This window comes from Porphyromonas gulae, from assembly GCF_000765945.1.
Taxonomy (GTDB): Bacteria; Bacteroidota; Bacteroidia; order Bacteroidales; family Porphyromonadaceae; genus Porphyromonas; species Porphyromonas gulae.
Map to the genome: position 1 here is coordinate 81,051 of NZ_JRAT01000022.1, position 21,750 is coordinate 102,800.

Consider the following 21,750-nt stretch of genomic DNA (forward strand, 5'->3'; position numbering starts at 1 on the left):
CTCGGCACTTTATTGAAAACAGAAAGCGATGCGACAAGATTGCTGTCGCGTAAGCAATCTTGATACACCGCCTCTATGTCGTATGAGGGAAAGAGGGCCAGCTATTAGAAGTAGTACTTCTTTTTGGCTTTGTCGTTCTCTTTTATCGCCCGAAGCGGAGCACTTTTGCCCTCCAGACTCTTTCGCTGCATACCGCCGAATATCTTGTTAGCCAGCTTTTTCAGAATAGGCTGTTGGGATGCCAACTCCTTAAAGTAGTCGTCTAACGTATGACTGCGGAAGTGCAGGATCGCTTCCAGTGCATCTCCATCGGCGAAGTACCCCCCGAAGCGATTGCGCGTAGCGAAGGCTCTGTCCGGAAACTCCGGGTAGCCCAGGCTGAGCAACTTGAACAGGCGACGGATATAGTCGGAGTAAACGATGCGGCAGGTTTCGCCCCCTCCCACATTGTATGTGCGTCCCCAGAGGGAAGCCTTATGCTCGTAGGCTTTGACGCAAGCAGAGGCCAGGTCGCGGATATGGACCGTCTCGAAACGCGTAGCCAGCGGCATACAGAATACCGAGCTGTTCAGCAGGGACGAGTCGTGTCCGAGGATGATGCCCGGGCGGTAGATAGTCCATTCGAGGCTGGATTCCTGCACCAGCTTTTCGGCCTGCAGCTTGGTCAGAGCATCGTAGTCACCCATGGAGGGGCAGGTCATATTGTCCGCACTGATCATAGGTGCTTTCAGTCTGTCGCCATATACCCCTACCGTAGAAATATATAGCAGATAAGCGCCGGGGGAGAACCGTTCCAGATTCTCTATGATGTAGCGCGTACCCATCGTATTGACGTCCTCGGCCAAGCGAAGACGCTTGTCGGCATTGGCCTTCTCCAGACTTTGGCAATGAATCACAAAATCCTGTCCCTTACAAGCCTCTACAGAATTGTCCTGTATCGAACAGTCTCCATAGAAAATATGAATCTCCTTCTTGTACTTTTCGAAGAAAGCCATCGTATGCCCGCGCTTGATGTCCAAAACGGAAATTTCGAAGACCTTGCGCATTGTGAGGAGTTGAGCCAAGATCTCTCTTCCCAGCGCACTGCCGGCACCTGTCAGAAGAACTTTTATCCTGTTAGCCATAACTGTTTTTTCGTCTGTAAGGAATTAATGTTTATTGTGAGTTCAAATATAAGGAATTAGACAATAGTTTCCAAGCTGAAAAGGCTGAGCACAAGCGCAATGTGGCTCACAGGATTGCCATGCGCAGCCTTTTCCTCGATTGTATTTGCCCTTGGGAATGATCCCCTCCTACCGCTTTCCGCCGAAGAAGTCTACGATCGCCAGCAGTATGATGGCTCCGAGCGTAGATGTGGCAAGCCTTGCCAAAAAAGATCCACCGTCCGAAAAGCCTAAAATACTCAACACAAAACTACCCAAAACAGCACCGATCAAGCCGACAATGATGTTGAGCAATAAGCCCAACGACCGGCCTTTTCGTAACTTACTTGCTATAAAACCTGCTAAACCACCGATAATAATGGAACCTAAAATCGATCCTAACATTTTGCATTCATTTTATAATTAGACACTCAAATAATATAAGCAACGGGCGCTGCACCCCCAATCGCCAAATAGATAGCTGACCAATCTCAATGTTTTTTGCTGAAGAGATCGGCCAGTAACAATAGAACGATGGCCCCGAGCGTAGACGTGGCAAGTCTGGCCAAGAATGATCCACCGTTATATACACCTATTAAATTCAGCAGGTATCCGCCCAGGACACCGCCGATCAAACCGATAAGAATATTGAGAAATAAGCCTAATGACTTTCCTCTCCGTAATTTACTTGCTATATAACCGGCCAAAGCGCCGATAAAAATTGAAGCTAATACTGATCCTATCATATTGTATTCATTATTATAATTGGTACGCTAAGTGTTTTGTTCGCTCGCCAATACCTCTTTGAGCCATATTCCCGTATAGGAAGTAGGACAGCGCATCACCTCTTCGGGTGTGCCCGAAGCCACCAAATACCCACCGGCTCCTCCCCCCTCAGGGCCTAAGTCGATGATACAGTCGGCACTCTTGATCATCTCCATATTGTGCTCTACCACCACTACCGAATGCCCTTTGTCGATAAGAGCACTCAGTGCGTGCAGCAAGGTACGAATATCATGGATATGTAAGCCCGTAGTCGGTTCGTCGAAGATAAAAAGCGTGGGTGCGGGTTTGGCTTGTCCCAGATATGCAGCCAGCTTGACGCGCTGGTTTTCCCCACCGGAGAGTGTACTGCTGCTCTGTCCCAGTTTGAGATACCCGAGTCCGACCTCTCGAAGACATTCGAGCTTCTCCACGATCTTGTCCGTGTAGCCGGCTTTCGGATGATCGGTGAAAAATTCAACGGCCTGATTGACCGTCATCTCCAGCAAGTCGTAAATATTCGCGCCGCAGTACTCCACATCGAGAATCTCCTTGCGGAAACGTTTGCCATGACACTCTTCACACTCCAATACTATATCGGCCATGAACTGCATCTCCACCACGATACTGCCCTCTCCTTTGCAGACCTCGCAGCGGCCTCCTTCCTTATTGAAACTGAAGAAATAGGGCTGGTATCCCATCTGTTTGGACAGTGGCAATGCACTGTAGAGCTTGCGAATATCATCGTAAGCACCTATGTATGTGACGGGGTTGGAGCGAGTACTGCGGCCGAAATTGTTCTGATCCACGTACTGAATGTCTCGGATAGACTTGAGGTCTCCGATGATGCCCTCACAGGCCAGTCCCTGTGTATTGCCTCCTTCGAGGATTCTTTTCACTCCTTCGTAGAAAAGATCGCGCACCAAGGTACTCTTTCCCGATCCGCTCACACCGGTCACCACCGTGAGTACGTGCAGCGGAAAGCGCACATTCACCCCTTTCAGATTGTGCTTCGAGGCCTCTCGTACTTCTATATAGGAGTTCCATGGACGCCGCGGGCACGGCACTTCGATCTTCTCCCGTCCCGTCAGATAAGCTGCCGTATAGCCCGGAGTATCCTTGTCTATGCGGTCATATTCGCCGGCATAGACCACTTCGCCTCCTTGGCGGCCGGCCTTCGGCCCTATGTCGATGATATAATCGGCTGACCGGATTGTCTCCTCGTCATGCTCCACGACCACAACGGTATTGCCCAGATCGCGCAGCCGCTTCAGAACACCGATAAGCCGATGCGTATCTCGCTGATGCAGACCGATACTCGGCTCGTCCAGCACGTAGAGCGAACCCACCAAGCTGCTGCCGAGCTGCGTAGCCAGACTGATGCGCTGGCTCTCTCCACCCGAGAGCGTATTGGACAGGCGGTCAAGCGTCAGATACCCCAATCCCACTTCGAGCAGGAAGCGTAGCCGCTTGCCTATCTCCTCCAGCAGCCGTCTGCTTATATGTAGATCGTCTTCCGATAGCTGTAGCCCCTCGAAAAATGCCGAAGCCTCCTCTACGGTCAGAGCCGTCAGTTCCGATATGTTCCGTCCGCCTATTCTCACGCACAGAGCATCCGGCTTGAGTCGCATCCCACGGCAATCGGGACAGGTGGCCTTGCCGCGAAAATGTGCCAATCGGACACGGTTCTGAATCTTGTGCATATCCCTCTGCAACATGGAGAAATAGTCATCGATGCCGACACTCGGGTAATCCGGTTCTCCCGTGGGTACACCACGCCACAGCATATCGCGTTCGGTAGCGGATAGCTCTTTGTAGGGCTTGTGTACGGGAAAACCCAGTGGCGCACTCTTTTGGATAAAATAGTCCTTCCACATCTGCGACTTAGGTCCTATCCAGCAAGCTACACATTCTTCATAGACAGAGAGAGACTTGTTCGGTACCACCAGATCCTCATCGATCCCCATTACCTTCCCGAAACCTTCGCAAGTAGGGCATGCCCCGATAGGATTGTTGAAGCTGAACATCTCCGGACTCGGCTCTTGAAAGGTACGCCCATCGGCTTCGAACACATTGCTGAACATCCGTTCCTCCACCGTTCCTTCCGGGCTTTCGATGCGCAGCAGGCACGCCCCGTTTCCTTCGAAAAAAGCTGTCTCGGCCGAATCCGCAAGACGCGACTCATAGTCCGCCTTATTCTCTGCCACCGCGAGCCTGTCGATAAGCAGGAAGCAGGAGGCGGTATCGGGGAGATCGGCTTCCATGGATAATATATCCTCGATGCGCTTCATCTCTCCTGCCACAAAAACGCGGGTATATCCCTGCTGTTGTTGGATCTGCAAGTGCTCACGCAGACTGCGCCCTTGAGGAGCTTGCAGCCCTACCAGAAGATACAATTTGGAGCCGACGGGTCTATCGGAAACGTAAGCGACCAGATCGGCCACCGTGTGCTTCTTCACCTCTTCGCCGCTTGTGGGTGAGATGGTCTTGCCCACACGAGCAAAAAGCAGACGCAGGTACTCGTATATCTCGGTCGATGTGGCTACGGTACTCCTCGGATTGCGGCTTACCACGCGTTGCTCGATGGCAATGGCAGGAGGCACACCGGCGATCAAGTCGCACTCCGGCTTGCGCATCCTTCCCAGAAACTGACGCGCATAGGCAGACAGGCTCTCCACGTAACGTCTCTGGCCTTCCGCATAGAGCGTATCGAAAGCCAAAGAACTCTTGCCCGAACCGGATAGTCCGGTCACCACGACCAGCTTGCCCCGCGGTATAGTCAGCGATATATTCTTCAGATTATTGACGCGTGCCCCTTTGATGATGATGGCTTCGCCACTTGTGGGATGCTCGCTTTCCTGCTGCTTCATTCTGCCTGTTTTTTATTATACAAAGATTAAAGATATCTATTTATACCGTTTCACGCCATTGGGCACCTTCCTTAAACAAAAAAAAGAGGATGCCCAATCGAATGAACATCCTCTTCATTAAAAGTACGCGAGATGAGATTTGAACTCACACACCGTAACCGGCACTACCCCCTCAAAGTAGCGTGTCTACCAATTCCACCACCCGCGCAAAAAAATTGTTTGTCTTTCCCTCGATAGTCGGTGCCCGGGACAGGAATCGAACCTGCACGTCTTTTGAACACTCGCACCTGAAACGAGCGCGTCTACCAATTCCGCCACCCGGGCGTCTGTTTATCGACCGATCTTTCTTGGAAAGATGCACCCTTTTTCAGGATGAGGAGACTGCCATAGGCCGCATGCCTACTGCCTCTTGGAGCGGAAGACGGGACTCGAACCCGCGACCCTAACCTTGGCAAGGTTATGCTCTACCAACTGAGCTACTTCCGCGATTGCGATGCAAAGGTAGTATCTTTTTTCAGTTGCACAAGCGTTTCACTCCCTCTTTTTTGACGAAAGCGGGCATCAGTCTCTGTCGGACCGGTGGGAGGGGGAGATCGAGCAGAGCCGGAAATCAATTTTCACAACTCTTCCGTGTGTTAACTTTTTCAGCATTCGTTAGAAAAGGAGTGAGAAAAATCTGTACTTTAGTTTCGAGAGATATTTCAAAACAAACATTGTAATCAATAAGACATGAGCTCACGAGAAGAAGATATTCGTTTTCTAAAATCTAAAATCAGGAATTTAGAGGACATTATTAGGGAAAATAGAGGACTCCTACCAGACAGAAATATTGAGGAGTTGGAAAACCAACTAAGCGGATTGTATGAAAGACTCCGTTGGGTGGAAAGGGGAGATTGAATAAAGAGTTAATTGGGTTGTGGAAAAACACTGTGAAAAAATATTTTTTCAGTAGATAAGTGTTTGAGGTGTTTGATTTTGTTGTTTGCTTCTTTGTGTGACTTTATTGAAGTGCAAGGAGGTGAGGATTGTACTTCCTGCGGTTCAAGGTGGAATGTGCAGAAAATACACAGGAATCGAATGTTGTAGTGTGCCCAAATCACAAGATCAAGAGCAAAATATCTTCGTTCCCTTTCCGAATGGAAGTTTACGCACCGAAAACCACTGAATTGTCGCGCCAAAAATCTGAAAAACTCGCGCGAGAAGTTTTTCGTCTTGGCGCGTAAATTTTTTACTTCCCGAACCAAAACTCCAAAAATCTCGCGCCACGTTTTTTAGCACACCAAACAGGAAAATTATGGCGCGTAAACCGATCCGAGCCACTCGGTAGTGGCTGTCCTCCACGGTTTATTTTTAACTTTGCTTGGAAATAGCCTCTAAAAAACGAATGGATATTTGAGTATGGCCGATAAAGCTCTTGTAGTGGAGATGAGGGATGTGACCCTCTGTCAGGAGGAAAACGTCATTTTTCAAAATTTGAATCTGACCCTTTCCGCCGGTGACTTCGTCTATCTGATAGGCTCGGTGGGATCGGGGAAGAGTACTTTGCTGAAGGCTTTGTATGCCGAGGTGCCTATCTCTGCCGGTTATGCCCGTGTGATAGATTATGATCTGGCGAAGCTGAAACGGAAGCAGTTGCCCTATCTGCGCAGGAATTTGGGCATTGTGTTTCAGGATTTCCAGCTGCTGAGCGGACTTACTGTTGCGGAGAATTTGGATTTCGTTTTGCGGGCTACGGACTGGAAGAACCGAGCCGATCGCGAGCAGCGTATCGAGGAGGTTCTGACCCGTGTGGGGATGTCCCGAAAGGCATATAAGAGACCGCACGAATTATCCGGAGGCGAGCAGCAGCGCGTAGGTATCGCCAGGGCATTGCTGGCGAAGCCTGCTTTGATCCTGGCCGACGAACCTACCGGCAATCTCGACTCGGAGACCGGATTGCAGATCGCCTGTCTGCTCTATGAAATCAGCAAGCAGGGCACTGCAGTACTCATGAGCACGCATAATAGCAGTCTGCTGTCGGATCTGCCGGCAAGGACTTTGGCCGTCCGCAAGAATGGCGATGCCTCCTCTTTGGTGGAGCTGGGGGCAGATGCTGCTGCTTCAAGAAAAAATACGGAAATAGATTAGCACGATAAGATCAGGAATTGAAAGTTCTCAAATTTGGCGGTACGTCTGTAGGAGATGCTGAGCGTATCCGCAGTGTTGCCCGACTGATTACTTCGGTAAAAGGCAGAAAGATTATAGTCCTTTCGGCAATGGCCGGAACGACCAACTCGCTTGTCGAAATAGCTTCGCACCTCGTCAAACGCAATGTGGCACAGGCCAAAGAGGTGGTGCAGGTGCTGCGAGAGAAATATCATCGCGAAATAAATGCGCTATACAAGCGTCCCGACACCCTGAGCACAGCCATGAAGGCCGTCGACTCCATCCTCGACTCCCTGGATCATATGTGCGACGTGGAGGGCTTCACCCTCTTCGAGGAAAAGCGTGTGCTGATCCTCGGCGAGCTGATGAGCACGGCCATGATGCAGATCTATTTGCAGGAGATGGGCGCAGTGGTAGCCATGCTGCCGGCTTTGGATTATATGCGCACCGACAAGAATGCAGAGCCGGACAAAGACTATATCCGGAAGCATCTCTTGCCGATGATAGAGGCTCATCCGGATGAGGATATGCTGTTCCTGACGGAGGGTTACATTTGCCGGAATGCTTTCGGGGAGATCGACAATCTCCAACGTGGCGGTAGCGACTATACGGCTTCTCTGATCGGAGCGGCAGTAAATGCCGATGAGATTCAGATATGGACGGATATAGACGGCATGCACAACAACGACCCCCGTGTCGTGGACGTTACGGCACCCGTTCGCCGTCTCCATTTTGAAGAAGCTGCGGAATTGGCCCACTTCGGGGCCAAAATCCTCCATCCCACCTGTATCAAGCCGGCCAAGGAGAAGAATATTCCGGTACGTCTGCTCAATACGATGGATCCCGATGCGCCCGGTACGCTGATTTCGCTGGATACCGAAAAGGATTGCATCAAGGCCGTTGCAGCCAAGGATGGCATCACGGCTATCAAGGTGAAGAGCAGCAACAAACTCCTTTCATGGCACTTTATGCGCAAGCTCTTCGAGATATTCGAGTTCTACCAGGAGCCTGTGGATATGGTCGCTACGAGCGAAGTGGGCGTTTCCCTGACCATCGACAATGACAAGAATCTGCCCGATATTGTTCGTGCCTTGTCTGACATCGGAGATGTGACGGTCGATAAGGATATGGTCATCATCTGTATCGTAGGCGATATGGAGTGGGACAATGTGGGCTTCGAGGCTCGTATCATCAATGCGCTCAAAGGAGTGCCGGTTCGGATGATTTCATACGGTGGGAGCAATTACAACGTCTCGGTACTCGTCAAGGCGGAAGACAAGAAAAAAGCACTGATAGCATTGAGTAACAAGCTCTTCAATTCACGTGCGACAAAAGCCTGAGGCTTCCCCTGCCACTTCCTGTTTTTCAATGAAAACACCTTTCTATTTTTATGATCTGACGCTCTTGGACAAGACGCTCGCTGCGCTTTCCCGGAGTGCAGTAAGCCATGACGTTGTCGTTCACTATGCGCTCAAGGCGAACAATCACCCGCGCATTTTACAGACGATTGTCGCAGCCGGCTTCGGGGCGGACTGTGTGAGTGGGGGAGAGATCGAAGCAGCTATCGAGGCAGGCTTTCCCGCTTCCGATATTTTCTTTGCCGGGGTAGGCAAAAGTGATGAAGAGATCTTGCTCGCTTTGGAGGCGCGGATAGGTGCTTTCGTAGTCGAGAGTGCGCCCGAGTTGCTGAACATCGAACGATTGGCTGCATCGAAGAATAGCATCGCGCCCATATTGCTTCGGCTCAATCCGGAGGTCGATGCGCATACGCACAGCCATATAACGACAGGATTGGCAGAAAATAAATTCGGTCTTTTGCCCGAAGATGCACTCGCACTGATGCCCCACATTTTACAGTCCGGATCATTGGCATGGAGAGGATTGCACTTCCATATCGGATCGCAGATACGGTCGGCCGAGGTTTTTGAGGAGCTATGCGAAAAGACCAATCGCATCCTTGCTTCTTTCCGTACGGCCGGCTACTCCCCTGACATCATAGATATGGGAGGCGGGCTTGGTATCAATTATGACGAGCCGGAGGCCGAGCCTATACCTGATTTTGCCGCTTATATCGAGCGGTATCGACGGATGATAGAGACCGGTGAGGCCCGGCTGCATATCGAACCCGGGCGTTCGGTGGTCGCACAATGCGGCAGTCTGATCACTCAAGTGCTCTACATCAAGGAAGGAAAGGCCAAGAAGTTTGCCATAGTGGATGCCGGTATGACCGACCTCGTCCGTCCGGCTTTGTATGAGGCGCATCACCAAATCCGGTTGGTGCAACCCGGGGAATGGGCGATGTGTGCGACTTATCCCTCAACGGCTCGGACAGAAAAATACGACGTAGTCGGTCCCATCTGCGAATCCAGCGACATATTCGAGCGCGAATTGCTCATGCCCGAACTCAAGCGCGGCGATTATCTGGCTATTCGTTCGGCCGGAGCATATGGAGCCGTGATGGCTTCTTCCTATAATATGCGTCCGCTACCGGGCTGTCTTTTCTCAGATGAGCAATAACGAATCCCCCTCTCGCCTCAGGGCTTGGCTTGCACTGCTTCGCCCCCATACGCTGCCGGCATCTGTCAGCCCCGTCGTTGTAGCCATAGCTTATGCCATAGCCGATGGCAATTTTCGCTGGATGCAGGCTGTTTTGGCGTTGATCGTGGCGGTGTCTGCCCAAACGGTCAGCAATATAGCCAACGACTGGTTCGACTATAAGAAGGGTGCGGATACCGATCAGCGTGTAGGCTTCGATCGGGGGATCTCCAAAGGTTGGTTGTCGGAGCGGCAGGTTCTCGCAGCTCTTTTCTCTTTTCTTTTTCTGCTCGGCCTTAGCGGTTTTCTGCTCTGTGCCATTAGCGACTGGTGGTTGCTGCTCGTGGGAGTCGTTGTCGCTATCGGGGCTTTGTCGTATAGCGCCGGCCCTTATCCTCTGGCCTATCATGGATTGGGCGAAGTGGCAGTCTTTATTTTTTTCGGTCTGATCCCGGTCCTCTTCACCTATTACGTCCTGGCCGGAAATTTCCCCGCCGATCTTTGGCATTTGGGCGCAGCGATGGGATTTGCCGGAGTCAATATCCTCATCGTAAACAACTATCGGGACTATGAAGAAGACCGCAAGAGCGGCAAGCGTACTATCCTCGTGAAGAAAGGACGCGACCTCGGCCCCAAGCTCTATCTCGCCTGCGGTCTGCTTTCCATGATGGTGCTTTATCCTTTCTTCTCGGCCGGCGGTTTGCTGCTTCTGCTGCTCTATCTTTCTTTTTTCATGACCAATTACCGCCGTCTTCTCCGAGAGGAGGGTGCGGCGCTGAACGCACTTCTTGTCCGTACGGCCAAGGCCCTTTCTCTTTTGGCTCTCGTCACGATAGCCATGCTTTTCCTTGCTCGATAAATATATCTGCGAAATTTTCGTAGAAAAGGCTTGCGCACTTACGAATTATTCGTATGTTTGCGGTGTAACAATGTATTAGCAAAAGAAAAGTATGCCGAAGGAGATCGAACGACTGACCGCTATAGAGGAAGATACGATGAATATCATCTGGCAATTGGGGACGTGCAACATTCGTCAGGTACTGGCCGAAGTGCCGGAGCCTAAGCCTCCTTACACGACCCTTGCATCGGTATTCAAAAATCTGGAACGCAAACACTATATCAAACCGTTTCGTGACGGGAAGACCTACCAATATCGTATCTGCATCTCTCGCGAAGAGTATGCTACGCGAACCATGCACCGCATGGTGGACAACTACTTCACGGGCAGCTATAAGCATCTGGTGCAGTTTTTTGCCGTCGGTAGCGATATTTCCGTGAAGGATCTGCGCGAAGTGATCGATATGATCGAAAAAGGAGAGGAAAGCGAGTAGGGACTCGGTTCATTCAAACTATTAGAACGCACTATGTCATACACCCTTGTCTTATATATGGTAGTGGCTTCTCTCGGACTGGCTCTCTTCTGGATATTCGAGAGGCTGATGATCCATGGCAATACGCACTGTCGTCTTCGTCGTGCTTACTACTTGGGAGGATTCGTCTCGGTAGCCATCTTGCCTTTCCTGGGCTATTTCCTTCCCTCTTGGCCGGGCTTATTTGTCCAAAACAGGTCGGTCGGGATGGAGATACTCCGTTCCATCGAGATTGTATTGCCCGAGGCTTTGGTCAGAACGGCGGGGGCGGATGCTATTCCTGCCGTCTCGCCTCTCCTTCGGGGCCTGTTCTTGGCTTGGTTACTTGGCATAGGCGTACTGCTGATTCGTTTCGGTATCCGCCTCGGTTCCCTCCTGTGTCTTATTCGCGGTGCCGAACGGGCAGAGATAGAGGGTGTACCGGTTTACTTTGCGCCTCGCGTCAGGACGCCGTTCAGCTTCCGGGGACGTATTTATCTTCCGACCGATCTGCGGTCATACCCTTCTGTGCGAAATATTCTCATCCACGAACAAGAACATACCCGAGCAACGCATTTTGTCGATCTTTTGATCGCCGAAGTGGCATGTATGCTGTTTTGGTTCAATCCGTTTGCTTGGGCTTTGAAGCGCGATATGCAGCGCAATTTGGAGTTTTTGGCCGATCGGGCTGTGCTCCTCAGTGGTGCGAGCAGACGCGAATACCAATATGAATTGTTGGGATTTACGATGGAGGTCGCGGCCGGACCTCTGTGTAGTTCTTACAATATAAACGACTTAAAAGAAAGAATTAGAATGATGAACAAAACGAAATCCAATCGTGCGGCCGGAGCCAGGTATCTTGTCGCGCTCCCGTTGGCTGCCCTTATGCTTCTGAGCGGTAAATGGCTGTGGGCAGGCAATGCCGTATCCGAAGTCCGGGAAGTAGTAGCAGCCGTTGCGAGCGATCCCACCCCCTTGTCTGATGCTCCTGACATCTCCCTGCAGCAGGACGAAGATCCTGTGTACTCCGAGGTAGATACTCCACCATCTTTCCCCGGGGGAATGTCCGAACTGATGCACTTTCTGAGTAAGAACTTAAAATATCCGGAACAATCTGCAAAGAACGGTATCGAAGGTAAAGTCATAGTTTCGTTTATTGTCGAAAAAGACGGCAGACTGACTAACATACGAGTAGAAAAAAGCGTAGCACCCGAATTGGACGCAGAAGCCGTCAGGGTCATTTCAGCTATGCCGAAGTGGAGTCCCGGCAAGCAAAAGGACAAGAAAGTCCGCGCGAGGGTAAACCTGCCAGTCATATTCCGCCTGAAATAAGCTCTTAGAAACTCTCAGAAAACATAGCTCTATCCAATCGTGCCCTAAGCCGAAAAAGGTTTAGGGCATTGTTGTGATCGGTCGGACTTTACCACCCTTGCGGAGATAAAAAGACCGATGGCTCCGAGAGTTTTATTTGCGGTGCCAATAGATTGTGCGACGCGGTTCTGAAAAACGTGGCGCGGGAAAATTTTACTTTTGGAGGCCTTTGAAAAAAATTATTGCTCCCCCTCTCATTTTTTCAGAGGACTATATCGATTTACTCCTCGCCGTCAGATTGTTTTTTTTCAGGCCTGGAAAAGTTTCCCTGTCGGCCGACAAAAATAAATTATCCGGCCGGAAAATCTCTAAACAAAGTCTTCGTATATATAAACGAAGTCTTTGTTTATATATTTGAAAGCTTCATTTATGTATCCGAAACCTTTGAATAAAGAATTGCACCCTGATTTTTCAACTTTTCCCTACTGCAGAAAAAACTTTTCCCGGCCGGGAACGATCATTTCTTTTTATTGCTGTGACCTGTGTGCCGTGTACAGAAGAGGGGTCTGCTTCGTGATCAATTACAGTGTTTTCTCTAAAATCCGTTGTCGGTTTACACTCCTTACTCCTTAAAACGGCTTTCGGTTGATAACAGCCCAATACACCCTTTGCCGGGCAGTCATTTTGAGGTGCAGTTTGGGCATGGTTCGGAGGAGATCCTCCCCGGGGGGCGGCAAGGAGCTTTTCGCTCCCGAGAGGATGATTTGCACCGGGAGGAAGTGCCCGGTGCTGTTTCTAAAGTGCTGATTTGTGGCTTTTTGCAGTTGGCAAACAGTGTGAAAAACTTTCTTTCGACAAAGACCTGCGGAATATGGGTGAAAAAGGTCGGAAAAAACTATGTGGAAATTTTTCCTCAAATGCATCCATACTTATAGGTATATATAGGGGAAAAAGCTACTTTTGCGACACAAATTGGAATAATAATTCTGTGTCATGGCAAAAGTTATAAAAATAAAAAAAGGCCTTGCACTTAATCTGAAAGGCAAACCGCTGCCGGAAATGCTGCCGGAACCGTCCAAAAGCCCGACTTATGCGGTGGTGCCCGATGATTTTCAAGGTGTTATCCCCAAGGTAACGGCTCGTCCGGGGGATAAGGTGCGTGCCGGCTCAGCACTGATGCACCACAAGGCATATCCGGACATGAAGTTTACCAGTCCGGTGAGCGGCGAAGTGGTCGCGGTGAATCGTGGTGCCAAGCGCAAGGTGTTGAGTATCGAGGTAAAACCGGACGGACTGAACGAATACGAATCATTCTCCGTCGGAGATCCGGCATCCCTCTCTGCCGAACAAATCAAAAGCCTCCTCCTCTCAAGTGGTATGTGGGGCTTCATCAAGCAGCGTCCTTACGACATAGTGGCTACACCGGACATCGCTCCGCGCGACATTTATATTACTGCCAACTTTTCTGCTCCATTGGCTCCGGACTTCGACTTCATCGCCCGCGGGGAAGAGCGTGCTCTGCAGACTGCTATCGACGCCTTGGCCAAGCTTACGGCCGGCAAGGTCTATGTGGGGCTGAAGCCGGGCTCGTCTCTGAGCTTGCGCAATGCAGAGATCGTAGAAGTGCACGGACCTCATCCGGCAGGAAACGTGGGCGTGCTCATTAACCATACCAAACCGATCAATCGGGGCGAAACGGTGTGGACACTCAAAGCCACCGACCTGATCGTGATCGGACGCTTTCTGCTTACAGGCAAAGTCGACTTTACCAGAATGATTGCCATGACCGGTTCAGACGCTGCAGCTCACGGATACGTCCGTATCCTGCCGGGCTGTCACGTCTTCGCCTCATTCGGTGGCCGACTGACAATAAAAGAATCTCACGAGCGTGTGATCGACGGCAATGTGCTCACCGGAAAGAAGCTCTGCGAGAAAAGCCCCTTCCTCTCTGCCCAATGTGACCAGATCACGGTCATCCCTGAAGGAGACGATGTGGACGAGCTCTTCGGCTGGGCTGCCCCCCGTCTGGATCAGTACAGCATGAGTAGAGCTTATTTCTCATGGCTACAGGGCAAAAACAAGGAGTATGTGCTCGATGCGCGTGTCAAAGGTGGCGAGCGCGCTATGATCATGAGCAACGAGTACGATCGTGTTTTCCCCATGGATATCTATCCGGAGTATTTGCTCAAGGCTATTATAGCATTCGACATTGACAAGATGGAGGACTTGGGTATATATGAAGTAGCTCCGGAGGACTTTGCCACTTGCGAATTTGTGGATACCTCCAAGATCGAACTCCAGCGCATCGTACGCGAGGGCTTGGATATGCTCTATAAGGAAATGAATTGACGAATCCCTCACACTCTAAAGCATAAGACATTGAAAGCGTTAAGGAATCAACTGAACAAACTGAAGCCCCATTTTGAAGAAGGCGGCAAGCTCCACGGCCTGCACTCCGTCTTCGACGGCTTCGAGACCTTTCTCTTTGTGCCGAACAGGACATCGCAGCATGGTGTGCACGTACACGATGCCATCGACAGCAAGCGCACGATGATCGTCGTGTGTATGGCTCTCCTGCCTGCCCTGCTCTTCGGCATGTATAATGTGGGGGTACAACACTATATGGCCATCGATGCTCCTGTAGTATTCTGGCCTGCTTTCCTCTTCGGACTTCTCGCCGTACTGCCTAAGCTCATCGTCTCCTATGCCGTTGGTCTGGGGATAGAGTTTACTATAGCTCAGTATAGAAAAGAAGAGATCCAAGAGGGGTTCTTGGTGTCGGGTCTGCTTATCCCGATGATCGTGCCGGTGGATACTCCGCTGTGGATGATAGCAGTGGCAACGGCCTTTGCCGTGGTTTTTGCCAAAGAAGTGTTCGGTGGTACGGGGCGCAACATATTCAACGTGGCTCTCGTGACGCGCGCCTTCCTCTTCTTCGCCTATCCGGCAGCTATGAGCGGCGATCAGGTTTTTGTCCGCACGGCTGACACCTTCGGCCTCGGTGCAGGTCCGGTGGCGGATGGGTTCTCCGGTGCTACACCTTTAGGTCAGATAGCTACCGCCGGTGCCAATATGCCGGAAATTCATAATGTGGTGGGCAATCCCTCTTCCCTGATGGATGCTTTCCTCGGTTTTATCCCCGGTTCCATAGGCGAAACCTCTACTTTGGCTATCCTGATCGGAGCCATCCTCCTGATATGGACAGGGATTGCCAGTTGGAAGATCATGCTGAGCGGTTTGGTGGGAGCCTCTGCGATGGCTCTCGTATTCAATGCCATCGGCACGACAGCTGCTATGCAGATCACGCCCCTGATGCACATTGTCTATGGCGGTTTTGCCTTCGGATTGGTCTTTATGGCTACCGACCCCGTCACCTCTGCCCGCACGGAGAAGGGCAAGTGGATCTTCGGCTTCTTCGTCGGTCTGATGGCCGTATTCATCCGCGTGCTCAATCCGGGGTACCCTGAGGGTATGATGCTTGCGATCCTGCTCATGAACGTATTTGCCCCGCTTATCGACTATTTCGTGGTGGATAGCAACATCAAGGCGCGCAAAGCACGTATGCTCAAGAAATCCTAACCGCTAAACATTTCGATAAAGACATGAATAGAGATAAAAACTCATATACCGTTCTCTATGCCTCGGTGATGGTTATTGTCGTGGCGGTTTTGCTGGCTTACGTCTCTCAGTCATTGGGCGACAGACAGCGTGACAATGAGAAGATAGACAAGATGCAGCAGATCCTCCGCTCGGTGAATGCCGGGACAGAGGATAAGGGCAAAGTGATAGCTCGATACACGGATGTGATCAAGCAAGAGCTGCTCATCAATCAGGATGGTACAGTGGCTAAGACTTTCGAGGGCGAGCAATTAGCCCAAAACGAAGCTTTCACACTCAATACACGCAATGCTTTCAAGCTGGCTGCCAACGATCCAAGCGTCTCTCTCCCTCTCTATATTGCCGAGGTGGAAGGCCGGACGAAATATATTGTCCCGATGAACGGTGCCGGTCTCTGGGGGCCGATCTGGGGGTACATTGCGCTGAATGATGATTGCAACACGATATTCGGTGCGGACTTCAGTCACGAAGGTGAAACGCCGGGATTGGGAGCCGAAATCACTCGTGCGGAGTTTTCCGGCCAGTTTATCGGCAAAGAAATCTTCAAAGAGGGCGAATTCCGATCTGTTGCCGTAGTCAAGAAAGGCCAGAAGGCCGAAGGAAAGGACTATGTGGATGGTATTTCCGGCGGTACGCTTACGAGCGATGGAGTGAATGAGATGCTCATATCCTCCCTTCGTCCTTATGCACTATACCTAATGAACAACGTAAAAAATAAGGGCTATGTCACTTTGGAATAAAAAGAATAAGGAAATTCTTCTCGGGCCGCTAAGCAGCAACAATCCCGTTATCGTGCAAATGCTCGGTGTCTGTTCTGCATTGGCCGTAACGGCTAAGCTACAGCCGGCTATCGTTATGGCCCTGTCCGTTACTGCTGTAATGGCATTTGCCAACGTTATTATTTCACTCTTGCGCAATACGATCCCCGGGCGTATCCGTATTATCGTTCAGCTCGTAGTAGTTGCTGCCTTGGTGACTATCGTGAGTCAGGTGCTGAAAGCATTTGCTTATGATGTGAATAAGCAGTTGTCCGTTTTCGTCGGTCTGATCATTACGAACTGTATTCTGATGGGACGTCTGGAGGCTTTTGCCTTGGCCAATCGTCCTTGGGAGTCTTTCCTCGATGGCGTTGGGAATGGACTGGGATACGGATGGGTTTTGGTTATCATCGCTTTCTTCCGCGAACTGCTCGGTTCCGGTACGTTGCTGAACATGCAAATCATTCCCAAGAGTTTCTATGAACTGGGCTATGTCAATAACGGTCTGATGATTCTGCCTCCGATGGCTCTGATCACCGTGGCGGTTGTCATCTGGGTACACCGTGCCCGCAACAAGGATTTGCAAGAGAACTAAGTAGGACACGCCTGACAATCAATTAAGACAGTATCAATTATGGATTACATAAGTACGTTTGTCCGCTCGATATTCGTGGACAACATGGTTTTCGCCTACTACTTGGGGATGTGCTCTTTCTTGGCCGTTTCCAAGAATGTGAAGACCTCTATCGGACTCGGAGCTGCAGTTACGTTCATTCTGGTCTGCACCTTGCCCATCAACTATCTGCTACAGAACTATATTTTCAAGGCCGGTGCTCTTTCTTGGCTCGGATCCCAATATGCCGAAGTGGATCTGAGCTTCCTCTCGCTGATCATCTTTATCGCGGTGATCGCATCCTTTACGCAGCTCGTGGAAATGGTGGTGGAGAGGTTCAGCCCCTCCCTCTACGCTTCGCTGGGTATCTTCCTTCCCTTGATAGCTGTGAACTGCGCTATCCTCGGTGGATCGCTCTTCATGCAGCAGCGCGAATTTATCAATGTCGGGATGGCTACCGTCTATGGATTCGGCTCCGGTATCGGCTGGATGCTGGCCATCGTCGGTATGGCTGCCATACGAGAAAAACTGGCATATTCGAATGTTCCCAAACCATTGAGAGGGTTGGGTATCACCTTTATTATCACCGGTCTCATGGGTATTGCTTTCCTGAGCTTCTCCGGCGTGAAACTCTAAAAAGAACAAAGTAGAAATATGAGTACAGTAATTATTACCAGTGCAGTCGTATTCCTGCTGCTCACGCTGATTCTGGTTGTCGCCCTGCTTTATGCCAAGAGCAAATTGGTGCCTTCCGGCAATGTGACGATCACCGTGAACGATGAACGCAAGATGGAAGTCCCTCTTGGCGGTACTTTGTTGAATACGCTTCAAAATCAGGGAGTATTCCTTTCTTCGGCTTGTGGCGGTGGCGGAAGCTGCGGTCAGTGTCGCTGTCGTGTCGTCGAAGGCGGTGGCGAGATTCTCCCGACGGAAAAGGGATTCTTCTCTCGCAAAGAACAGAAGGATCACTGGCGACTATCATGCCAGACGAAAGTGAAGGAGGATCTTAGCATCGTTATTCCCGAAGAAGTCTTCGGTGTCAAAGAATGGGAGTGCGAAGTGCTCTCGAATAAGAATGTCTCCACTTTCATCAAAGAGTTTGTGGTGAAGCTCCCCGAAGGCGAGACCATGAACTTCAAGAGCGGTAGCTATGCCCAGATCAAGATCCCGAAATACAATATTCGCTATGCCGACTACGATATTCAGGATCGCTTCCGTGGCGACTGGGACAAGATGGATGCATGGTCATTGACCTGTAAAAACGAAGAAGAAACCGTTCGAGCTTATTCAATGGCCAACTATCCGGCTGAAGGCAATATCATTACGCTCAACGTTCGTATCGCTACTCCTCCATTCGACAGGGCTGCCAATAAGTGGAAGTCCGGTATCAAGCCCGGTATTTCCTCTTCATATATTTTCTCACTGAAACCCGGAGATAAGGTGATGATGAGTGGCCCGTATGGAGACTTCCATATTCAGGATACGGATGCCGAGATGCTTTATATTGGCGGTGGCGCCGGTATGGCTCCTCTGCGTGCACAGATTCTGCATCTATTCCGCACACTGAAGACCGGTCGTAAAGTTTCTTATTGGTACGGTGCTCGTTCCAAAAACGAGATTTTCTACGAAGAAGACTTCCGCGAGATCGAGAGAGAATTTCCGAACTTCAAGTTTCATATTGCTCTCTCCGATCCGCAGCCGGAGGATAATTGGACAGGTTATGTAGGCTTTATCCACCAAGTAATCTATGACAACTATCTAAAGGATCACGATGCTCCGGAAGATATAGAATACTATATGTGTGGCCCCGGGCCTATGGCCAATGCGGTGAAAGGTATGCTGGAAAACCTTGGTGTACCGCGCAATATGCTCTTTTTCGACGACTTCGGATAAGTTTTTCCGGCAAATTCGATTTATCATTCATTGGAGAGACTGCTTCCCTTGGGATGGCAGTCTCTCTTTTTTGTTTAGTAAGATGCTATCATGGGATAGTTTTAGAGAAAAGGATATAAGTCCGGAAAATGCTCCCTGTCAGATCAAGCAAAGTTCCGCAGTGTTGAATCAGGCCTCATGTCTCTCTCTCTCTCTCTTTCTTGGCCTTGGCGTACAAAAAACAAGAGACTGTCCGGACATTACGTCTATGGACAGCCTCTTTCTCTCTAGTTGCGGAGGCAAGACTCGAACTTACGACCTTTGGGTTATGAGCCCAACGAGCTACCACTGCTCCACTCCGCGATCAATTGTGGCACAAAGGTAATGCTTTTTGTCTAATAACCAAACGGAAAAAGATTTCTATATTGCCAGCACCCATTTTGATTCGCTGGTATCAGTCTCGAAAAATTTAGGGCACTATTGCAATCATTCCCACTAATAGCAAATTTTTTTCTCTAAAATGCACCAGAAAAGGCTAAATTCCTCTTGAAATCATTGCGCGGAAAAAAAAATCGTTACTTTTGGCTTGTTCATTTACCCATAGCTCTGAGAGAGAATCTCGTCGTTGTTTGTGACAAAGAAGATAAACTTACGGGGCGGTGATATGATCTAACTAAATTTTTTGTCTAACTAACTAATCGTGAAAAGATGAACAAGACAGATTTTATTGCAGCTGTAGCTGAAAAGGCCAACCTCACCAAGGCTGATGCCCAGAGAGCAGTAAATGCATTTGCAGATGTTGTAAAAGAGCAGATGGCCGCCGGAGAGAAAATTGCTCTTATCGGATTCGGTACTTTCTCTGTAAGCGAGCGTGCTGCACGCAAAGGCATCAATCCTAAGACGAAAAAGTCTATTTCTATCCCTGCTCGTAAGGTAGTTCGCTTCAAAGCGGGTTCTGCTTTAGACCTCAAGTAATTCGCATTTCGTGCTAAATACAACGAAGCTACTGTGCCCTATAGCGGTGGCTTCGTTGTATGTTAATATGGTATATGCAGCGAACAGTCTTGCCTTATGGAAGGGGAGACTGTTCGCTTTCATTTTTTGAAGCAGTTCGCATTAGGTGACAATTCATGAATAAATTTTTTCCGAAGACAAATCAATAAGATGCAGATGAGAACATTTCGTGTCGTTGTGATCGTTTTGCTGATCGTTTCTTCTTGGATGACGCTTATAGCGCAAAACAACAGTTGGTGGGTGGGTGTCCATGCCGGACGCGAGTACTTCAACAACACAAGTGAGGATATGAAGAAAGGATGGAATACCGGAGTAGTCCTGCGCTACTACTTCTCCGATCGAATATATTCTTTGGCTACAGTCAATTATGGATTCACTTCTTCTTTATCCCCTTCCGGCTATTTCGATGAGCTTGGTAATAGTCCTGACGCGCGCTTCAGGCGCCATAGTATTTTGCCGGCAGTGGGGTTAGGGTATGAATTTCTCCAAGGCGATTTTTATTCGTGCTATGCTCAGGTAGGCATTGGTTACGGAATGGAATTTAATACAGTGTCCTATCCACAAGAGTCTGATGTTTCCGTAAAACGTTTTGGTTGGTTGGGAGAGTTGGGGGGCGATTATTTTCTTCACGACAATTTGTCACTTGGTATCTCTGTTGCACACTTGCGTGTGGGGTGGAGAAACAATTGGACGGCCAACGTCAAGTTGTCGATACTGCTTTTTTAGGATTGCTATAGAAAACCCTTTTTTCAGACGTAAGTCTATCCCCTCTAATGATGATGTCTTCACTTTTGGTGCTTAGCTCTGTCATATCCATTTTGGTTTGAAAAATTCGGTGTATTTGGGGCTGTAAAACGTGGTCTGAGAAAAATTTTGTTTTGGTGCGGGAGTTGAAAAAATCTCGCGCCGGAACGAAAAGAATCTCGCGCCATTTTTTGTGGATTTTGGTTTGAGATTTGGGCGATTTTCGGTTCGAGTTTCGGCTTGTGCGATTGATAACCTCTGTTTTTTCGACACCCTTCTCTCCCCCCTTGTGCCCTTTATTCCCGACCAACCGCCAACATTTCAGGTTGAAATTCTTTTTTGCATAGGAAATTTTCTTCTTCTCATTTTCCTCCTCTTTCAGCCTTTTTTCTCTCCTACGCGCGCGAACCATATTATATATATGCCTGTATTTCCGGTTTTTCTCATGGGTGATGTCTTTCCTTTTCCGCATGTTTTGTGGGCATTTTCGAGGAAAAAAGATTTTGAAAGATTTGGTTGTAAAGAAAAAAGGAGTACTTTTGTGACCGCAAAAGCGATCGATGACCGATTGACCGAGGATGAAGGGGTTTTTCCGACAAGCGCGTCGGGGGGTTCTTTTACGGGAAGGACGGCAAAACGCCTCCTTTATTCAAAGTCAGGCGAAAAAACGCCGATTGATTTTGCTGATTCGGAAAAAGGTTTTACTTTTGCACCCACTGTCCGCCGCTTGATCGGCTCCGTGCCGTGATGGGGGGATAGGGGATAAAAAGACAGCGATCATTGACATTGTTCATACGAAGAACAAAAGTGTAGTACAAGAAAAAGAGGCGAGAGAGAAGGGCTTCGTTTTCCTTGGCTCTGCCCTGAAACCGGGGGATAGAGGCAAAGGGCGATGCATACTGCTCTCGACTCAAAAAAATACTCTGTCAAAGAGAAAGAAAAGACCGAGAGGGAAAAAGAAACCGAGGTGTACTACCTGATAAATCGAATTATCGTCAAGGATAATTTTTTCAGTCT

At 49.6% G+C, this 21,750-nt stretch carries 21 protein-coding genes and 4 tRNA genes; 15 read left to right on the top strand and 10 right to left on the bottom strand.

The genetic code is table 11. The features are described 5' to 3' along the window. Positions 1-104 precede the first annotated feature (104 nt). The 8 genes from HQ49_RS08370 to HQ49_RS12770 form a co-directional block, all read right to left on the bottom strand. Positions 105-1,124 carry an NAD-dependent epimerase/dehydratase family protein gene (locus HQ49_RS08370; protein ID WP_039419480.1) on the bottom strand — a complete coding sequence of 340 codons (1,020 nt, stop codon included), beginning with the start codon at positions 1,122-1,124 and terminating at the stop codon, positions 105-107. Positions 1,125-1,292: 168 nt separating this feature from the next. Beyond that, positions 1,293-1,547: a GlsB/YeaQ/YmgE family stress response membrane protein gene (locus HQ49_RS10875; RefSeq protein WP_080745579.1), complete on the bottom strand. Its 255-nt coding sequence runs from the start codon at positions 1,545-1,547 to the stop codon at positions 1,293-1,295. Positions 1,548-1,633: 86 nt separating this feature from the next. Beyond that, positions 1,634-1,888 (bottom strand): GlsB/YeaQ/YmgE family stress response membrane protein, encoded by a 255-nt coding sequence (locus HQ49_RS08380; RefSeq protein WP_039419483.1) that lies wholly within the window; start codon positions 1,886-1,888, stop codon positions 1,634-1,636. A 27-nt stretch (positions 1,889-1,915) separates the two neighbouring features. Next, on the bottom strand, positions 1,916-4,774 hold the full coding sequence (gene uvrA, locus HQ49_RS08385) for an excinuclease ABC subunit UvrA (RefSeq protein WP_052073472.1): 2,859 nt from the start codon (positions 4,772-4,774) through the stop codon (positions 1,916-1,918). Positions 4,775-4,898: 124 nt separating this feature from the next. After that, positions 4,899-4,982: transfer RNA gene (locus HQ49_RS08390), tRNA-Leu, on the bottom strand. Positions 4,983-5,015: 33 nt separating this feature from the next. Beyond that, positions 5,016-5,098: transfer RNA gene (locus tag HQ49_RS08395), tRNA-Leu, on the bottom strand. Between the two features lie 86 nt (positions 5,099-5,184). Then, positions 5,185-5,260 (bottom strand) — tRNA-Gly (locus tag HQ49_RS08400). A gap of 419 nt (positions 5,261-5,679) precedes the next feature. After that, on the bottom strand, positions 5,680-6,018 hold the full coding sequence (locus HQ49_RS12770; protein WP_394331907.1) for a DUF1661 domain-containing protein: 339 nt from the start codon (positions 6,016-6,018) through the stop codon (positions 5,680-5,682). 154 nt (positions 6,019-6,172) lie between these two features. On the opposite strand from HQ49_RS12770, the gene HQ49_RS08410 reads away from it, so the two are divergent. The 12 genes from HQ49_RS08410 (at position 6,173) to nqrF (ending at position 18,996) form a co-directional block, all read left to right on the top strand. Continuing rightward, positions 6,173-6,901, top strand: coding sequence for a cell division ATP-binding protein FtsE (locus HQ49_RS08410; protein WP_039419511.1), 729 nt, complete (start codon positions 6,173-6,175; stop codon positions 6,899-6,901). Positions 6,902-6,918: 17 nt separating this feature from the next. After that, complete coding sequence (locus HQ49_RS08415; RefSeq protein WP_018965769.1) at positions 6,919-8,259, top strand: aspartate kinase; 1,341 nt, start codon at positions 6,919-6,921, stop codon at positions 8,257-8,259. A 28-nt stretch (positions 8,260-8,287) separates the two neighbouring features. Further along, positions 8,288-9,436, top strand: a complete 1,149-nt coding sequence (gene lysA / locus HQ49_RS08420) for a diaminopimelate decarboxylase (RefSeq protein WP_039419486.1) — start codon at positions 8,288-8,290, stop codon at positions 9,434-9,436. Continuing rightward, a complete protein-coding gene (gene menA, locus HQ49_RS08425; protein WP_039419487.1) occupies positions 9,426-10,313 on the top strand; it encodes a 1,4-dihydroxy-2-naphthoate octaprenyltransferase in 888 nt (295 codons plus the stop codon). The genes lysA and menA overlap by 11 nt, the downstream gene beginning before the upstream one ends. Before the next feature lie 91 nt (positions 10,314-10,404). Then, positions 10,405-10,785 carry a BlaI/MecI/CopY family transcriptional regulator gene (locus HQ49_RS08430; RefSeq protein ID WP_080745580.1) on the top strand — a complete coding sequence of 127 codons (381 nt, stop codon included), beginning with the start codon at positions 10,405-10,407 and terminating at the stop codon, positions 10,783-10,785. A 33-nt stretch (positions 10,786-10,818) separates the two neighbouring features. Then, a complete protein-coding gene (locus HQ49_RS08435) occupies positions 10,819-12,135 on the top strand; it encodes a M56 family metallopeptidase (RefSeq protein WP_039419489.1) in 1,317 nt (438 codons plus the stop codon). Positions 12,136-13,107: 972 nt separating this feature from the next. Then, the gene (nqrA, locus tag HQ49_RS08445) at positions 13,108-14,463 is read left to right on the top strand and encodes an NADH:ubiquinone reductase (Na(+)-transporting) subunit A (RefSeq protein WP_039419492.1); all 1,356 of its coding nucleotides are present in this window, start codon (positions 13,108-13,110) and stop codon (positions 14,461-14,463) included. Positions 14,464-14,493: 30 nt separating this feature from the next. Beyond that, positions 14,494-15,693 (top strand): NADH:ubiquinone reductase (Na(+)-transporting) subunit B, encoded by a 1,200-nt coding sequence (nqrB, locus tag HQ49_RS08450; protein WP_018965761.1) that lies wholly within the window; start codon positions 14,494-14,496, stop codon positions 15,691-15,693. A gap of 23 nt (positions 15,694-15,716) precedes the next feature. Then, the gene (locus HQ49_RS08455) at positions 15,717-16,472 is read left to right on the top strand and encodes a Na(+)-translocating NADH-quinone reductase subunit C (RefSeq protein WP_039419493.1); all 756 of its coding nucleotides are present in this window, start codon (positions 15,717-15,719) and stop codon (positions 16,470-16,472) included. Then, entirely contained in the window at positions 16,456-17,085 is a 630-nt protein-coding gene (gene nqrD / locus HQ49_RS08460) for an NADH:ubiquinone reductase (Na(+)-transporting) subunit D (protein WP_018965759.1), read from the top strand. Before HQ49_RS08455 ends, nqrD begins: the two co-directional genes overlap by 17 nt. Positions 17,086-17,124: 39 nt before the next feature. Further along, the gene (gene nqrE, locus HQ49_RS08465; RefSeq protein ID WP_039419494.1) at positions 17,125-17,739 is read left to right on the top strand and encodes an NADH:ubiquinone reductase (Na(+)-transporting) subunit E; all 615 of its coding nucleotides are present in this window, start codon (positions 17,125-17,127) and stop codon (positions 17,737-17,739) included. Positions 17,740-17,757: 18 nt separating this feature from the next. Then, entirely contained in the window at positions 17,758-18,996 is a 1,239-nt protein-coding gene (nqrF, locus tag HQ49_RS08470) for an NADH:ubiquinone reductase (Na(+)-transporting) subunit F (RefSeq protein ID WP_039419496.1), read from the top strand. A 270-nt stretch (positions 18,997-19,266) separates the two neighbouring features. Here nqrF and HQ49_RS08475 read toward each other — a convergent pair. Beyond that, positions 19,267-19,338: transfer RNA gene (locus tag HQ49_RS08475), tRNA-Met, on the bottom strand. A gap of 345 nt (positions 19,339-19,683) precedes the next feature. Between HQ49_RS08475 and HQ49_RS08480 the strand changes: the two genes are divergently transcribed. Both HQ49_RS08480 and HQ49_RS08485 read left to right on the top strand, forming a co-directional pair. Then, positions 19,684-19,950 (top strand): HU family DNA-binding protein, encoded by a 267-nt coding sequence (locus HQ49_RS08480; protein ID WP_018965756.1) that lies wholly within the window; start codon positions 19,684-19,686, stop codon positions 19,948-19,950. 189 nt (positions 19,951-20,139) lie between these two features. Continuing rightward, positions 20,140-20,715 carry an outer membrane beta-barrel protein gene (locus HQ49_RS08485; protein WP_039419498.1) on the top strand — a complete coding sequence of 192 codons (576 nt, stop codon included), beginning with the start codon at positions 20,140-20,142 and terminating at the stop codon, positions 20,713-20,715. On the opposite strand, the gene HQ49_RS12875 is transcribed toward HQ49_RS08485, so the two are convergent. After that, the gene (locus HQ49_RS12875; RefSeq protein WP_080745581.1) at positions 20,690-21,145 is read right to left on the bottom strand and encodes a DUF1661 domain-containing protein; all 456 of its coding nucleotides are present in this window, start codon (positions 21,143-21,145) and stop codon (positions 20,690-20,692) included. The genes HQ49_RS08485 and HQ49_RS12875 overlap by 26 nt on opposite strands. 9 nt (positions 21,146-21,154) lie before the next feature. Here HQ49_RS12875 and HQ49_RS11710 point away from each other — a divergent pair, with 9 nt between their 5' ends. After that, complete coding sequence (locus HQ49_RS11710) at positions 21,155-21,481, top strand: hypothetical protein (protein WP_160224195.1); 327 nt, start codon at positions 21,155-21,157, stop codon at positions 21,479-21,481. Positions 21,482-21,750: the final 269 nt, after the last annotated feature.